This is a genomic window from Paenibacillus sp. sptzw28 (assembly GCF_019550795.1).
Taxonomy (GTDB): domain Bacteria; phylum Bacillota; class Bacilli; order Paenibacillales; family Paenibacillaceae; genus Paenibacillus_Z.
The window spans coordinates 395,160-411,923 of record NZ_CP080545.1; the positions used below are offsets into that span (position 1 = coordinate 395,160).

Annotated in this window: 14 protein-coding genes; 6 read left to right on the forward strand and 8 right to left on the reverse strand. The window is 49.0% G+C overall.

From position 1 onward, the window contains the following. Positions 1–3: 3 nt before the first annotated feature. The 3 genes from KZ483_RS01825 to KZ483_RS01835 form a co-directional block, all read right to left on the reverse strand. The gene (locus tag KZ483_RS01825; protein WP_220351094.1) at positions 4–1,530 is read right to left on the reverse strand and encodes a tripartite tricarboxylate transporter permease; all 1,527 of its coding nucleotides are present in this window, start codon (positions 1,528–1,530) and stop codon (positions 4–6) included. Between the two features lie 14 nt (positions 1,531–1,544). Further along, positions 1,545–2,006 carry a tripartite tricarboxylate transporter TctB family protein gene (locus KZ483_RS01830; protein ID WP_220351095.1) on the reverse strand — a complete coding sequence of 154 codons (462 nt, stop codon included), beginning with the start codon at positions 2,004–2,006 and terminating at the stop codon, positions 1,545–1,547. A gap of 71 nt (positions 2,007–2,077) precedes the next feature. Beyond that, positions 2,078–3,124 carry a Bug family tripartite tricarboxylate transporter substrate binding protein gene (locus KZ483_RS01835; RefSeq protein WP_220351096.1) on the reverse strand — a complete coding sequence of 349 codons (1,047 nt, stop codon included), beginning with the start codon at positions 3,122–3,124 and terminating at the stop codon, positions 2,078–2,080. 232 nt (positions 3,125–3,356) lie between these two features. On the opposite strand from KZ483_RS01835, the gene KZ483_RS01840 reads away from it, so the two are divergent. From KZ483_RS01840 to KZ483_RS01865, 6 genes are all read left to right on the forward strand, one after another. Beyond that, entirely contained in the window at positions 3,357–4,946 is a 1,590-nt protein-coding gene (locus KZ483_RS01840; protein WP_220351097.1) for an ATP-binding protein, read from the forward strand. Next, positions 4,943–5,632, forward strand: coding sequence for a response regulator (locus KZ483_RS01845; RefSeq protein WP_220351098.1), 690 nt, complete (start codon positions 4,943–4,945; stop codon positions 5,630–5,632). The genes KZ483_RS01840 and KZ483_RS01845 overlap by 4 nt, the downstream gene beginning before the upstream one ends. A gap of 222 nt (positions 5,633–5,854) precedes the next feature. Further along, positions 5,855–7,441, forward strand: a complete 1,587-nt coding sequence (locus KZ483_RS01850) for a spore germination protein (RefSeq protein WP_220351099.1) — start codon at positions 5,855–5,857, stop codon at positions 7,439–7,441. 1 nt (position 7,442) lies between these two features. Beyond that, a complete protein-coding gene (locus KZ483_RS01855) occupies positions 7,443–8,621 on the forward strand; it encodes a Ger(x)C family spore germination protein (protein ID WP_258881504.1) in 1,179 nt (392 codons plus the stop codon). Between the two features lie 67 nt (positions 8,622–8,688). After that, entirely contained in the window at positions 8,689–9,789 is a 1,101-nt protein-coding gene (locus KZ483_RS01860; RefSeq protein ID WP_220351101.1) for a GerAB/ArcD/ProY family transporter, read from the forward strand. 20 nt (positions 9,790–9,809) lie between these two features. Next, positions 9,810–10,043 (forward strand): hypothetical protein, encoded by a 234-nt coding sequence (locus KZ483_RS01865; RefSeq protein ID WP_220351102.1) that lies wholly within the window; start codon positions 9,810–9,812, stop codon positions 10,041–10,043. A gap of 50 nt (positions 10,044–10,093) precedes the next feature. Here the strand turns inward: KZ483_RS01865 and KZ483_RS01870 are convergent, their stop codons facing one another. From KZ483_RS01870 to KZ483_RS01890, 5 genes are all read right to left on the reverse strand, one after another. Continuing rightward, positions 10,094–11,194, reverse strand: coding sequence for a GerAB/ArcD/ProY family transporter (locus tag KZ483_RS01870; RefSeq protein WP_220351103.1), 1,101 nt, complete (start codon positions 11,192–11,194; stop codon positions 10,094–10,096). A gap of 33 nt (positions 11,195–11,227) precedes the next feature. After that, a complete protein-coding gene (locus KZ483_RS01875) occupies positions 11,228–12,400 on the reverse strand; it encodes a Ger(x)C family spore germination protein (protein WP_220351104.1) in 1,173 nt (390 codons plus the stop codon). After that, entirely contained in the window at positions 12,397–13,926 is a 1,530-nt protein-coding gene (locus KZ483_RS01880) for a spore germination protein (RefSeq protein WP_220351105.1), read from the reverse strand. The genes KZ483_RS01875 and KZ483_RS01880 overlap by 4 nt, the downstream gene beginning before the upstream one ends. Before the next feature lie 315 nt (positions 13,927–14,241). After that, positions 14,242–15,972 (reverse strand): GMC family oxidoreductase N-terminal domain-containing protein, encoded by a 1,731-nt coding sequence (locus tag KZ483_RS01885; protein WP_220351106.1) that lies wholly within the window; start codon positions 15,970–15,972, stop codon positions 14,242–14,244. Then, the gene (locus KZ483_RS01890) at positions 15,965–16,624 is read right to left on the reverse strand and encodes a gluconate 2-dehydrogenase subunit 3 family protein (RefSeq protein WP_220351107.1); all 660 of its coding nucleotides are present in this window, start codon (positions 16,622–16,624) and stop codon (positions 15,965–15,967) included. The genes KZ483_RS01885 and KZ483_RS01890 overlap by 8 nt, the downstream gene beginning before the upstream one ends. Positions 16,625–16,764 lie beyond the last annotated feature (140 nt).

Below are 16,764 nucleotides of genomic sequence, written 5' to 3' on the forward strand. Positions count from 1 at the left end.
TCTTTAACCCTCCTCGTTGACTATTACTTGTTTTCCTCTCATTCTGAGCAGGAGCGGCACAACTATCCATAGCACTGCGATCAGCAGGAATACCGCCGACATCGGTTTATGCAGGAATATCATAAAGTCCCCGTTCGAGGTCGTAAGCGCCCTTCGCATGTTGTTCTCAATCATCGGCCCAAGGACCAGTCCGAGCACCAGCGGAGCCAGCGGGTAATCATTGCGGACCAGGAAGAAGCCGGCGATCCCGCAGCCCATGAGCAGCATAAGGTCAAATATTTGCGCCTGAACGGCATACACGCCGAAGATGGAGATGGCAATAATGATTGGAATCAAATATTTGGCAGGCGTTTGAATGACCTTGGCAAACACTTTGACCAGCGGCATATTGAGAATCAGAAGCATCAAGTTTCCGATGAACATACTCGCAATCAGTCCCCAGGCTACCTGCGGATGCTCCTCGAATAACAAAGGGCCCGGCTGAATGTTATACATGATAAGGGCGCCCATAAGAATCGCCGTTGTACCGGAGCCCGGTATTCCCAAAGTAAGCAGAGGTATCATCGCGCCGCCGGAAGCAGCATTATTAGCGGATTCGGGGGCGGCAACGCCGGCAATGTTCCCTTGGCCGAACGTCTCGGGATGCTTGCTCAGTTTCTTCTCCATGATGTAGCTGAAGAAAGAAGCGAGTGTCGCACCGGCTCCGGGAAGAATACCGATGAAGAAGCCTAACACAGAGCCGCGGGCGATCGGACCCGCACTGTCCTTCAGATCCTGCTTAGTCGGCAGAATACGGCCGATTTTATTGGTCTTACCGGCTGAATAATCATTTTCCAGGATGGTCTTGAATACTTCGCCCAAAGCGAACAAGCCCACGGCAACCGTCAGAAATTCAAGTCCGGAATACAGCACCGGAATGCCGAAGGTAAAGCGGGCGACGCCCGATACGGTATCCATGCCGATCGTGGCGAGCAGCAGCCCGAGTACGGTCATAATTAGCGCTTTCGTCATCGATTTGCCTGCCAAGCCGCTTACAGCGGCGAGACCGAGAACCATCAAAGAGAAATAATCGGCAGGCCCGAATCTGATGGCTACATTAGACAACGGCTGCGCTAATAGTATGAGTGCAATCAATGCAAACAATCCAGCGACAAAGGACCCGATGGCCGATATGGATAAGGCGGCTCCGGCTCTTCCTTGTTTAGCCATTTGATAGCCGTCCAAGGTAGTTACGACAGAGGAGGATTCGCCTGGTGTATTCAATAGGATAGAGGTGGTCGATCCGCCGTACATAGCTCCGTAATAGACCCCTGCGAGCAGAATAATTGAGCTGGTCGCCGCTGCCTCAGGACCAAGGCCGCCGGTCATCGAGGCTGTTATAGGGATAAGCAAAGCGACGCCGCTCATTGGACCGATTCCGGGAAGCACGCCCACGGCCGTACCGATCAGCACGCCGACAAAGGCGAAAATCAGATTATGCCACTGAAGAGCGGTTGCAAATCCGTTGGCAATAAATTCCAAGGTGTTCATTTCTCAATTGCCCCCTATGATCCGGATAACCAAGACGGAAAGCCTGGCATCGAACCTTCCAAAATCACGACAAACAGCACATACACGCCTGTGGAGAACAGACCGGAAATAAGCACGGACTGCACGATTTTGCCTCTCTCGAGCACCTGGAAGCTGAACAGGAGAAAGAGGAATGTACCGATCACATAGCCGATTGCTTCAAAGAAATATGCATACAGTACAGCGGCGGCGAAGATCAGCAAGAATTTTTTGTAGGCCAATTGCCCGCCTTCGGCGCGCTGCGCCTTGGACTTCAATACCTCGAAGAACAGCCGTATACTGAGAAGAACAAGCAGCGCCCCGAGTCCTAAAGGAAATATGTTAGGCCCGACGTTGCTGCCGTACGACGAGGAGCTGATTTGAGTGCTCTGCCAAATAAACCCGATTCCGAGCAGAAAACATATAAAGCTGATATAACGGTCGAATGTTTTGTTCACGATATGCATCTCCTTCTTTACTTTCAACAAAAGAAAGGGGGAGCGAAGCACTCCACCCCCTGAATTCAAGCTTACTTCTGCATGCCGAGTGCGGTGAGCAGCTCCTGGACATCCTTCTCCTGGCTGTCCAAGAATGCTTTGAAATCGGCTGAATTTTTATATTCGCTTTCCCAATCGTTGGCTTTAAGCTCTGCTTTCCATACATCATTCTCTGAAAGAGCTTTAAGCTTGGCATCCCAGTAAGCGACTTGATCCGCGGTCATTTCTTTGGGACCGAGCACGCCGCGCCAAATCGTAAAGTCCGCGTCGATACCGAGCTCTTTCAAGGTCGGGATATCCTTGTAATCCCCGCCGAGTCTTTCAGTCGATGTAACGGCAAGAATCTTGATTTTGCCGGCTTTCAGGTAGGAGCCCAGCGACGATACGTCGGTACCGATCGCATCTGCGTTATTACCGAGCAGAGCGGCGATCGCTTCGCCTCCTCCGTCGTAGGATACATATTTAACCGATTTCGGATCGATTCCCGATTTAAAGGCCGGCAGGATGCTGATCAGATGGTCCATGGAACCCGGCGCCGAGCCGCCCGCCATAGTAACCTTGGTCGGGTCGGCTTTAATGGCTTCGACCAGGGATTTCATATCGTTGAATTTGGAGTCGGCCGGTACGGCGATCGCCCCGTAATCTTTGGTGAGCTGGGCCAGTGGGGTCGTATCCTTGTAACCGTAAGGGCTCGTTCCTTCTTTCTTAAGATTATTGATCAGAATAGGCGGGGAGCTGACAAATAATTTGTATGGATTATTCTTATCCTTTGTCACATACTCCGCCAGGAATACGATACCGCCGCCGCCCGGCTTATTCTCAACCGTCATTGTCTGGTCGACCAGCTTGGTCTCGCCCAGCACCTTGGTTATGGATCTTGCCGTTTTGTCCCAACCGCCGCCTGCTCCTGAAGGTGCTACCATAACGATCGGTTTCTCGGGATATTTGGAAGCGGAGGCATCTGTGCCTTTGGCTCCCGTATTCGTTCCAGTACTGGCTCCACTGCTGCACGCTGTAAGACTTACCGCCACGACAGTGCTGATGAGAACTGTTTTCCAATGTATTGTTTTATGACGCATCTGATGATTCCCCCTTATGATTGGAAGCGCTTTCTCGCCCCCGTGCTTTCATACTAGCATCCCGGTTTCGTGCTTGGATAGAATAACAACATAAGTTCGAAAATGACCATAAAATGAATTTTGTTCATAAAATTTATATGCTGTAAAGGGGCCGAGGCTATGTTTATCAACGATAGTAGAATAAAATAATAGTAATAGCGGTAAGTGAACTCTTCCGGGAGGAGACAAATGTATGCGGTTACAGACCAGACTGATCCTGCTGATTGGTTCGCTGTTGTTTATTATCATTATTGTTCAGGCGTTTGCTTTCGAGAGGATGATCGAGAGTACCCTCAAAGAGCATATCGGTTCTTCAGCGCTCAAGATCGCGAAAACCGTAGCCTCCATGCAGACAATCAGAGATGCCTTCGCAGATAAGGACCCTTCGAAAATTATTCAGCCGATAGTGGAAAAGATACGTATGGAGACGGATGCCGAATTCATCGTGGTCGGCAACCGCAATGGAATCCGTTACTCTCATCCGGTACCGGAGCAGATCGGTAAGGAAATGGTGGGCGGCGATAATGGGCCGGTGTTAAAGGGCGAGCCGATTATATCGGAAGCGTTAGGCAGCCTAGGGCTTTCCTTGCGGGGCAAGGCGCCGGTCTTTGACGCTGATAATAAAGTCATAGGTGTTGTATCGGTTGGTTTTCTGGTGAAGGATATTAATGACAGAGCTATTATTTACCGCAATAACATTATCGTTCTCGCCATATTGATTCTGCTGCTCGGATGCGTGGGAGCGATCTGGATCGCGAGCGGCGTTAAACGGTCCATATTCGGACTGGAGCCCAGGGAAATCGGCCAGCTGTATCAAGAGAAGAGGGCTATTCTCGAATCGATCCATGAAGGAATTATCGCAATCAATAAGGATGGGTTGATTACGCTGGCAAATCCAACGGCATTGAAGCTGCTTGATTCGGATGAGGAAGCGGAAATTTCGGGGAGACATATTTTAGATGCGCTTCCGGAGTCCCGTCTGCTCGAAGTCATGAAGAGCGGCACTGCAGAATTTGACAAGGAAATGACGATAAACGGGAATATGGTTGTCGTTAACCGGCTGCCGGTTGTGAATCATCAGCATGAGGTTATCGGGGCGGTGTCCAGCTTTCGCAACAAGTCAGAGCTGCTCCGGTTGACGGAAGAATTGACCCAGGTGAAGCGTTACGCAGAGGCGCTGCGCTCGCAGACCCACGAATATTCGAACAAGCTGTATACGATATACGGCCTCATTCAATTGGAATCGTATCAAGAAGCGATGCACCTGATTACGCATGAAACGAACGTTCATCAGAACCTCATTCAGTTTCTGCTGAAGGAGGTTCCCGATCCGACGCTTGCGGGCATTCTGATCGGCAAGTTCAACCGCGCCAATGAGCTTAAGGTGGAGCTTGAAATCGACAAGGATAGCTCGTTTCAAGATATACCCGATTCGGTAAGCCGCAGCTACCTGGTCACCATTATCGGCAACCTGATCGACAATTCACTGGAGGCTGTCATCGCTGCCGGCCATGATGAGAAGAAGGTGAAGATATTCTTGACTGACCTGGGAGACGATTTGATTATAGAGGTAGAAGATAACGGGATCGGTATACCCCAGGAAGCTGCGGGGAGGCTATTCGAGCTCGGTTTCTCCACGAAGGGCGAGGCGAATCGGGGGTACGGCCTTGCATTGGTGCAGCAGGCAGCAGCGCAGCTGAAAGGCAACATCACATTCGGAGCCCTTCCGCAGGGAGGTACGATCTTCACGGTGGCCATTCCGAAGGAAAGGAGCAAGGTATGATCCGGGTGCTGGTTATTGAGGATGATGTTCGAATTGCACAGATTAACCGCCGGTTTGTAGAGAAGGTGGACGGGTTTGAAGTGGTTGGAATTGCCACGAACGGGCAGGAGGCGCATGAGCATCTGGAGATTTTGACGCCGGACTTGGTGCTGCTGGATTTGCATTTTCCGGATATGAACGGACTTGATCTCCTGAAGCATATTCATCAGAACCATCCGCAGACGGATGTGATCATTATTACCGCGGCCAAGGAATTCGATGCCGTAAAGGCGGCTATTCGCGGCGGGGTGTATGATTTTATGATTAAGCCGGTAGTCTTCGAAAGATTTCAGGAGAAGCTGGCTTCTTACCAGAAATACCGGCAGAAGATGAATCAGCTGGAGGGTGGCGGCAAGCAGGTAGACCAGGAAGGGATCGACCAGCTTCTGTGGGGAATGAGTAAGGCAGGAGACAGGGATTCTTATCTCCCTAAGGGAATTGACAAGCTTACATTGGAGAAGATTACTTCTTTCATTCATCAGGGAAAGGAAGAATTGACTGCGGAGGAGCTGGGGCGAAGGGTCGGAGTGAGCCGTACGACCGCCAGGCGGTATCTGGAGTATTTCGTATCCAAAGGCGAACTCGTCGCCGATATTTCCTATGGCACGGTTGGAAGACCGGAGAGGGTGTATAAAAGCACCCGGTAAAGGATCAAATGCTCCAAGCGAGTGGACAGAGTCTGCAGATTCATATCTGCTCCTCTGTCCTATTTTGTTTGTTCACTGGATTATTTACGAATGTGCATAAATCTAACATTACTTTCAAAGGATAAGCCTATCATGAAGCTGTTTTGCATTGCCTAGATGAAGCAGGGAATACTGGAGATGCGATCCATAAGGCAAAAGAAGGAATTGGATATGAAAAAATATATGAAGAAATGGATGAGATCGTCCCGCAGTCATAAGCCAACTCAGGAGTTGAATCCCGTGTCCGAGCCGAAAATGGTCATGAATGATAAATTAGACGCCAACCGGGAACAATTGGAAAAGACGTTCGAGAATTGTTCGGATATCGCACTTCAATCATTGGTTCTATTTGGAAAACAAACATTGATGGTGTATGTAGACGGAATGGTTGATAAGATGCTTCTCGAACATGAATTATTGCAAACGGTGCGGGACAACGAAAGTAAATGCGAAGCTAAATCGCTTTTGAGCTTGGCCGAACAATTGAGGCATACGCTGAGAGTAGGGCAAATCCGTACGGCAGACACGTTCGATGCTCTTGTTAAAGGTGTGCTTGACGGGGGTGTGGCAATTGTTCTCGACGGTGAGCCCAGTGTATTGATCGTCGGCTTGGAGCGTCTTCCATCGCGTAGTGTGGAGGAGCCGGAGGCAGAACCGCTTATTCGAGGACCGCGTGAAGGATTTATTGAACAGGTCCAAACCAATATAATTTTGCTTCGCAAACGTTTGAAGACACCGCGTTTCAAGATTGAGTCGTTTACAGTCGGAGAACTTACACAGACGAAGGTGGCAGTCGTTTACATCGATGGGATTGCGACGGATTCCGTCGTTCAGGAAGTACGTGAGCGCATAACGCAAATCGAGATCGACGGGGTGATCGAGTCCAATTATATCGAAGAATTCATTGAAGATATGCCCTTCTCTCCGTTTCCGCAAGTGCATACCACAGAGCGACCGGATATTGTTGCGGCTAATTTGCTCGAAGGCAAGATAGCAATTCTGGTTGACGGCTCGCCAGCCGCGCTCATTGTGCCGATCACATTCTGGAACTTGCTGCTAAGTGCAGAAGATTACTACGAACGGTTCTTAATTCCGACATTCATTCGTTATATACGTTTTGGGTTTATCTTAATTTCTCTTTTTCTTCCTTCGCTATATGTGGCGGTTGCAGCATTTCATCCGGAGATGATCCCTACGAATCTGCTGTTAAGTATTGCGGGAGCTCGTGAAGCGAGTCCATTCCCGGCACTTGCAGAAGCGCTATTAATGGAAATAACGTTCGAGGGACTGCGTGAAGCGGGCGTTCGTTTGCCGAGGCAGGTTGGTTCTGCTGTCAGTATTGTAGGGGGTCTTGTAATCGGACAGGCGGCGGTGCAAGCAGGTATCGTTTCCGCACCGATGGTTATCGTCGTCTCGATTACGGCCATTGCCAATTTTACCATACCCCGGTTTAATTTTGCTTTCAGCACCCGCCTTCTGCGCTTTCCGCTCATTCTGCTGGCAGGGACGCTCGGTCTTTACGGCATTGGGCTGGGATTTGTTTGTATACTGATTCACTTAAATTCATTACGATCGTTTGGAATTCCATATTTTGAACCGGTCGCGCCGCTGTCTATAGGCGGATTGAAAGATATTCTGTTCCGTGCGCCGCACTGGGCAATGAAACTGCGACCTCGGCTGACAGGCTATAACGAGCCTCTACGCGTTCCTTCGGGTCAACGACCAGGTCCAAATCAAAGCCATGAGACGGATAAGAAGGAAGGTCAATAAGATGCGCAGAGGGATAATCAGTGCTTTGCTTATTGTATTGGCGATGGTATGCGCAGGCTGCAAGGATCGTATGGAGATCAACGATATTGCGATGGTGATGGCTACTTCCATCGATCTAAAGGATGATGGCAGTTATGTGGGCATGATTCAAGTCGCTGTGCCTGCTCGCCAGATCGGAAATGTTTCGCAAGGTCGCAATAATTATTTCATTGAAGCGGGAACAGGTAAAAACGCTCAGGAAATCATGGAGCAATTGCAGGGTAAACTATCCAGAAGGTTGTTCATCTCCCACCGACGCGTATTGTTGATCGGAGAGAAGCTCGCAAGGAAAGGGATCAAAGAAATCCTGGATCACTTTTCTCGGAACCCAAAAACACGGCTCCGTACTTTTGTACTCATTGTCAAAGAGCAGGAGGGGAGAGATGCGATTAAGGTTGATTACCCGCTGGAGTTCTTCCCAACTGAAGCGGTGCGTGAGATGGAAATTCTTCTCGGGCGTACGGCTGTCACAATACGCGATCTGCTGAACACAGCTTCCGGAGAAGGCATCGAACCGGTCATGGGGGCGATCGAGTTGGTACCGGGTCAGCAAATAGGCAGCGAAAAAAGTAAAAACAAGCTTACGTTTAAATTAAATCATTCTGCGATATTTAAAAATTTGAAACTTGTGGGCTATCTAAATAATTTTGATTCCCAGCTTATGCTATGGGTAACGGGAAAATTGAAAAGAGGTGTAATGACCCTGCAGCTGCCGGAACACAAAGGTAACGTCGGTGTAATATTGCACAGCACCAGTCGGGAGATAGTACCGAAGGTTAAAGGAGGTAAGGTAAGCTTCACCGTTCATTTAAAAGGAACAGGAACGTTGGAAGAGAACAATACTCAACTTGATTTCTCGAATCCGAATTATTATCACTTGGTGGAAGATACGTTAAAGAGGGTGGTTCGCAAGGATACACAGAAGATGATTGCGAATGTGCAGAAGAAATACGCAGCCGATATTTTCGGGTTCGGTGACCAGCTTCATAAGAAGAACAATAAAGAGTGGCAAAAACTCAAGCTGAAGTGGGACAAGAAATTCGTGAAAGCTGTCGTTACAGTCGATGTGGATTTTGTTTTAACACGTGCAGGCATGTCTGGCCCACCGGTGCATTTGAGGGAGCTGGAGATAGTCAAATGAGGGCTGGAGAGATTTAAAACCGTCATCTTTAAAGGTTTTAGGCGGGTATGGAAGGAGTCAAAGTGAAATGAAACATTCAATCGAACAGCTTTCCAGCAGTGGACTTACAGCTTTGATGATTATGTGGATAGTCGGAACCCCGCTAACAGTGCCTCTTGCCGCCGTAGCCGGACACGATGCTTGGATTTCCATTATTTTGGGCGTCATTGTATCCTATGGTATTATTTGGATGTATACGCATCTTTGCCAGCTATATCCTGGCAGGACTCTCGTTGAGATCGCTGAAGTATTGTTCGGTGTTTGGGCCGGGCGCCTTATCGGCTTCATCTATGCTTGGTACAGCTTCCATCTCGCGGTTCTCGTCTTAAAAAACTTTTATGAATATATCTTGATCATTGCACTGCCCGAGACGTCGCCCCTCATGATCGCTGCTACGATGACTGCGATTGTTTTATGGGCGGCTTATGCCGGTATGGAAGTGCTTTCCCGCTGCTCGATATCACTTCTTCTTCTTGTATTGGTGGAAGCAATGCTTTCCATGCTAATGATAAAGGATCTCCAGCCTGAAAATCTGCTGCCTGTAGTCGATCGCGGTTGGATGCCGATATTGGAAGGAATGACGGAGCTGGTTGGATTTCCGTTCGGAGAAACCATTGTGTTTGCAATGATTATTCCGCAAATTAACAAGATCGGACAGGCGAAGAAAACAGTGTTGTGGGCGCTTCTAATCTCAGGTATTATGCTGCTTCTCAGCAACGTTCGAAATACTTTGGTACTGGGAAATATATCGTCGAAATTGCTCTTCCCGAGTTACACGGCCTATCAGTATATTTCCGTTGCAGAATTCCTTGAACGCGTAGAACCGATAACCATCATTACTTTTTTATTGGGGGCATTTGTCAAAATAAGCGTATGTCTCTATGCAAGCGCAAAATCGTTTTCGTCAGCGTTGCCCGGCAAACAGTACCGCTTATATCTTATTCCGTTGAGTCTGTTAATGCTGGAATTTTCACTCTTTTTTTATAAAAACAACATGGAAATGATCAAATTTGCAACAAAAATATGGCAGTGGTATTCCATACCGTTTCAAATCATTATTCCGTTAGCTATGCTGCTGACTGCGCTTGTCATCAAACGAAAACGCACGCTGTCTTTGACGGAACCATAACGGTTGGAGGTGACCTGGCAATGATTGTTATAACCATTGCATTATTCCTGCTTTTTGTCGCATATTTGTCATTTTGGCAATTTCGCGCTTTGCATGGAAAGACGAAGATAGAAATAATCGTTAATATTGGGTTGATGCTGACCGCCGCAGTGATTGGGACTCTGCTCATTGCCGATGTAGATATACCGAGTCCGGCCGTCCCGCTTGCGGCAATCTTCGAACCGATAGGAAAGTGGATTTTTCCTGCACCGTAACAACTGCAGTCTGGAAATCGCATTCCTCTGCCCAAACACTATGCCGCGAGTTAAGGCGTACTGGCTTGGGTTTTTCTCCGTTTAATCGTTCCCACGATAAGCAGGAGCAATGGCAGACCGATCATATTTACAGGAAACGCAACGGGTATCCAGTAATTGAGTAAATAATTTGAAGTTGCCTCCACAACATTTTTGGGGAAAAAGGAAAATGCGAGTACAACCGGAGAGACAAACCAGACTAGAACCCTCCAATTTTTGATGTGCAGGAATTGGGCGGTACCATAGCTGGTGATGAATAAATAAAGGGCCAATTTGATGAACACGCTGGCAACCCAAATCACGATCAAAAGCGGGTCGAAATTTTCAATGAAACCGAATAAAGAGATTTTTCTCGACATTTCGAAAAAAGGATACCACATTTTTGGAGCCAAATTAATCCCTACCGTGGCAGTGGCCATTAACATGGAAAGCATGACGAAGAAAGAGGCGGTAATGACTCCCCAATATGCATAAGGTGCTCCTTTGCGCGGGTGATATAAAAACGATGCGAGCATAAGATATTCGACTGAATGTCCGAGATAGGAGGCGGGGGGGAGCGCCCCCTTTACGATTCCCTTTATTCCGCTATCCGCGTAGACAGGCAGAAGATTCCTTAAGTCTATAGTGTTGAGGATTCCCAGCAGAGAGACGATGATCATCAGAATAATGAGAGGCCCGAGAATTTCACTGCAGCGGGCGATCGTGACAATGCCTCCCGAATTGGCGGCATATGCAATCAGAATGACCATTATCAACATAACCGCCCACTTCGGCGTCGCAGGGAGGATCATGATATGGATTACGTCATTAAATTGACGGAGAACGATTGGAAGGATCGTATACCATTGAACCAGATAGACAACAACCACGACCTTGCCGGGCCATTTTCCCAGTATCGTTTGGCAGAACTCAATTAAAGTCTGGTCAGGGTAGAGAAGCGTGGTCTTCGTCACAAGAAATGTGACAAAGAGAACGATTAATCCGGCAACGATAATAGAGATCCATACATCTTGTTTAGCTGCCTGTATGCTTGGGGTAAGCGTCATGATCAGGGTCATGCCCAGATCCATGGTGAAGATCATCCAGAACACTTGTAATCCGGTTATTTTCATGTCGGCCCTCCCTCAATTTATTGAATAGTGCCCTTACTTCTGCAGATGTGCAGGTGCCTGAGTTCTGCCAATCCGCTCGATTTCGAATTCAGTTTTGATTTGAACGGGTACTTTAGGATAAATCGTTTTCCATTGATTCTTGAGTTTATTCCAGGCGCCGGGATGTTGTATGTGGAGTTCCCTTCCAATACCGAATATATCCGCTTTGTATTTTGTTTGCGCAAGCTTGACCGTTTTTGCAAACGCTTTTTTTAAATCATCCGCATACTTCTTTTGCAATAGGTTGAGGGACTGGGGTTTGCTCATATCCAGTCTGGTGTTGTTTGAGATGATTCTGGCCCTGACTTTGACCGATATGGTTACCGCGGGTGCCCCTCCCTTCATTTCAGTCTGTATTTTTGCTTTTACTTGTAACAGCTGAGAACTGACGATTCCATTGAATTCTTTCTTGGGAGGTTCCAATTGGGTGGTAAGCTTCATACCGTCCAGGTCCCCTATCATCATGCGAAATACCTTCAAATCCATTCCCGAGAGAAATCCTGCCAATTTAATCCCATTGTAAACCGCTGCCTTATCCATAACGAAGATTTCGTTGCCGGAGCCTTTATTGATGATTCGAATGCCGGCGGTTACCGGGGCTTGTCCGTTTGAAGCGAGCGCATGTAGAAATTCATCAATTTTGACGCCCACGCTGAAGTGGCCGGATTGTATTTTGTTCATACCGATAGCCGGAATTGGCTCCAGCTCGTACGGAGTGTTTAAAATTTCTTTTGCCGTCGCCCCATATGCGGTCACGATAAAGCTGTTGTACCGGCTTTCCGGTCCGCGCATTAATGTATCGAGTACCTGGTCGAAGCCGTGTCTGGCGAAATTCTCGCCGAATACTATAACGCCGCGGTGACCAAGAAAAATTCTCCGCGATAATTGCTGCTGCAGGCGATCCAGATTGCTTGTGCTGTCCTTCCCCTCAGCTGAGACAACAATGACGGACCTTTTGGCTTTTCCCCCGGATTGAATAGCGCCCGGGATACCGGTGGGGAGGGCAATTTGCAGTGTGCTTTCAAGCTTGCCGTCCTCTGTGAGATCAAGACCGCCTGCCATTACCAAAGCAAGGTCATCCGTTTCTTTACGGTCCCAACAGCCTGCCAGCAGCGCAAGGCTGAGGCTAAATGCCATGCACCTGTAGACAATCCGGTGTAGGTTCATTCCTTCTCCATCTCCACTTTTTGTTGAATAAGCTGCTGTCGTTTGTGAAGCAACTGCCATGGTGCTCTGACCAATACATCCCATAGCCCGGACAGGTTGAGAGGCGCGAGCGGACTCAAATAAGGCACGCCGAAGGAGCTCAGGTTGGTCAGATGGATCAAGAGCGCGATCATGGCGGCGCTGACTCCGTAAAGTCCGAACGTTCCGGCGCAAATCACCATCGGGAAACGTAGAATACTGACCGCCTGGCTCATCCCCGGATGGGGAATGAGGAAGGATGCGATACCCGTCAAGGATACGATAATGATAATGGGGGCTGATATGATTCCGGCCTGAACCGCAGCTTGTCCAATAACAAGCGCGCCTACGATGCTGATCGTCTGGCCAACCGGACGGGGAAGCCGCACTCCCGCCTCACGGAGCGCTTCAAAGGTAACCTCCATTATCAATGTCTCAACCATGGCCGGAAACGGAACGATTTCCCGCGCTGAGGCGAGACTAAGAGCCAGGCTCGTGGGGATCATTTCCTGATGAAAGGTTGTAACCGCTACATAAATGGATGGCAGGGCCAGCGCCATATAGGCAAATAAATACCTCAGCCACCGCAGCATTGTAGCGAATATGAAATTGATGTAGTAATCCTCCACCGTTTGCAGCCCATACCAGAGTGTGATTGGCATAACGAGCGCAAAAGGGGAACCGTCAATGAGAAGCGCAACCTTTCCTTCGATTAGTGACCCCGCGACCGAATCGGGTCTCTCCGTCGCCTGCATGGTGGGGAACGGCGAGTAGGGGAAGTCGCATATAAACTCTTCGATGTAACCTGATTCTAAAATCCCGTCTGTATTGATTCTGGACAATCGTTTTTTTACTTCCTCCACCACTTGCGGCTGCGCTTTGTTCTCAATATAGAGTAGTACGACCTCAGTCTGGGAGAGCGCTCCTAAGCTCATTTTTTCCATCTTCAGCGAAGGTGTTTTAATTCGTTGACGCATCAATGCCATATTGATATTGAGCTTCTCGATAAACCCGATGCGGGGTCCGCGAATAACCGCCTCTGTGCTCGGTTCATCCAGTTGGCGCTGTAATTGGTCTGTAAGCTTGAAGGACGCCGCTTGTTTCGAAGATTCAATGAATAAAACAACTTCTCCATTCACGATTCGTTGAACGGTTTCTTTCAGATTAGATACGATTACAGGCTTTACGATAGAAGCAAGCTCATATTTCAATTTCTCAAATACCTGCTCTGGACTTCCTAATTCTTCCGTTTGTTTTTTCATTAATGGAGCGAGCAAACCGGATTCCCACAAGGTGTCATCGACCATCACATCCAGATATACCGCCATACAGGAAACCGACCCGAATATGTGAAGCTCTCGTACAACAAGATCGGAGCAATAAGAAAAGATTTCACATAAGGCCGTTTCATTGTCACTCAATTTATCGAACAATTCTTGTTCGTTTGTATATTGAAATTTGCTCAGCTTTTTCTCGATTTGTCCCGGAAGACCTTTTTTTGACGGCATATGGGTTCTCCCTTGTGCTTATTCATGATGCACGATTTGAAGGATCCTGCAGCGATTAAGACATTCGTGTTTGAATAACATTCCCTGTTATTTCCGTATTTATTCTGAAAAAGGAAACAGTCCACCGACAGGGAAGCCTTCACAGGCTTGCCATGCGGTGAACTGTCTTTGCTGCACTATCGGAATAGTTTACCTTGCGGAGAGAATAACTAATGGTAATAGAATTATTGCGAGTACGGAGGTTGTTCGAATGAAAAGTTTCGCCAAGGCTCTCGGGTTCTTATTCATTGTCGCTTTATCGGGAGCGGTCCTTTATTATGCCGTCACAATGGGTTGATCAAAATATTTATTGGCGAGTATATCCGCTGTCCGCGTTGCCAGCGCCTGGGTGGTAAGGGTCGGATTGGGGCCGCCGATTCCATTAAAATGCACGCTGTTGTCGGCGATAAAAAGCCGCTTCACTTGATAAGCTTCGCAGTTCGTATCTACCACGAACCCCATGCGCATCGTGCTTTCAAGATGCAGCAGAAAGGCAAACGGCAAATCCGAACGGATAATTTTCTTGGCTCCGGCCGCCTGCAGCGTCTCGGCAGCGTATCTGGCCAATTTATCGCGCCTTTGCAGCGTTTTGGGGCTGGGGGTGTAGTGAATGAGTGGAATCGGGCCGTTCTCGTCCTTCAGCAATGGATCGACCTCAACTCTGTTGCTGTAGCGCACTTCGTCATCCGTTAGGAGAAGCATGGTCATCGTGCGCGAATAGTCCAGCATTAATTCTTTCAGCTGTGGACCGACCACCCGGCCGTGAATATTCCACGGAGCTCCCGGTTCCGGCGGGTTAAGGGCGTCGTAGCCCGCTTCACTGAAGCCGTAAGTCAGGAAGGACATCAATCCCGGACTCAGACAGGAGACTTGAAAGATTCCGGTGCCCGGAATATCGACTCTGGCTCCGGAAGTATGCCCCATATAGGGATAGACTGCCGGCAAGCCCATTATGCTCATCAGATCCTTCTCATCGAAAACGCCTCCGACCCAGTCGAAACAATGATTGGTCAATCCTCTTCCGACCCATCCGTTGTAAGGCAGCTCCGAGTTCAGCCAAAGGCGGGGGGATTCGATGCATCCGGCCGCCAAGACAACGGCCTTGGCTGTAAGCTCGCCTATTTCTCCCGTCCATGTATCACGGAACCGCACGCCGGTTGCGCGAAGCCCCCCTTGTGGATCATGATCCGTCAATATTTTGATCGTAAAGGAATTGGGGCGGATGGCAACGTTGCCGGTCTTGAGAGCGAGAGGGATGTAGCTGACAAGCGTGCTCCGTTTGGCGATTTTATCGACGGTCGGGCCGGTTGTACAGCCATTGACACAATGTCCCCTAAGCGTGCATCCTTCCATCTCGTGTAATTGTTCCATCGAATAATTAGGATCCATCAGATGCTCGTTAGCACGAAGAATCGCATTAGGGTTTGGGCGATACCCCGGTGTAACGACATTGAGCGTCGGGATCAGATCCCATCCGGCTTTCTTGGCACCGTAATAAAAAAGCTCTTCCTTGGGAGTCGTCGGCGAGAACTGAACGGGTAATGTAGCCTCGGCTTTCTCGTAATAGGGGATGAGCTCCCGATAGCTGATCGGCCAAATACCGTCGACTGCGGCAGGAAATGCGCGCGGCGACTGAGACCAGTAATGCTGCGTCGTCCCCCCGACTCCGGAAACCTGCCAAATATCGCCCTTCTGCTTCATAATACGGTGCCAGGGGGCGCGGCGGCGATCGGACGGCCCGAAGCGAAATACGCCTGAGACCACATCGTTCATATTGTTCTCATACGAATTATAGATTTTCTTATAAATGCCGACATCCAAATCCTCGTAACTGGAGCTCCACTCTCCGCCGCGTTCGCTGTTCGGGTTCTCCCATTTTTTGTTGCCGTAAAAGGGACCTGCCTCCAGCACCAATACTTTAAGACCTTTCTCTGCCAGCTCCTTGGCTGCGACCGCGCCGCCGCCGCCGGATCCGATAACGATTACGTCTGCATCTTGATCATACAATTATGGATTCCCCTCCTTCTCGTACAATGGTTAACATAAACCCGCGAAGAGCGCGATAACCTAAAGAAACGCCGGGATACCCGACCTGCCTCCAGCCGATCGGGAAATATTCCAGGCGCCGCCTGGTTGGGGTATTCAGCCGTGTCGTCCCGTATGCGGACCACTCCGAATAGAAACCGAACATCGTCCCTCTGTTCAGATAATCGATAATAAAAACGACAAATCCGCCGTCGTCCCTGTAAGGAGGGGGTACTGCTCCAAGATCGAAGTTGAGCTGCTCGAGCATCGCGAGCACCCGAATCCGGTCCGCTGCCGCAAGCGCTGCGAAGGGGCTGGTCCCCCACAGCGAAGAGTTCGGAGCATACTGCGCCTGTCCCGAGGCCAGAAATTGAACCGCGCCCGAGTTCAGCAGCATGGCGGTAGGAGCGGACAGCGGGAAGATGGTTAATTCAATGCCAAACATAAGCGCAAGGGTGTGGTCGAGCTCCCAAATCATATACTCATCAACGTGTAAATCTACCGCGCCTGCCGTTTGTTCCGCTCCGTACACGGCAAGTGCCGGCGTATTCGGGACGATCGCTGCGACAAGTGCCCGAAATGTTGCAACGGTTTGTGGGTCGGCGATTGCGGCGTATGATTTTGCCGGATGCATATGGAGGGTCCCTCCTTTGTGAACAGATTTGTCAGCCTGTGGAATCTTCATAACTTTATGTATTCATTTATTGTGCTAATTATTCGGTTCTCGATTAAACGAGCGGCAGTTTCAAACAAGGAAGGCAATCGCTGCTAAAA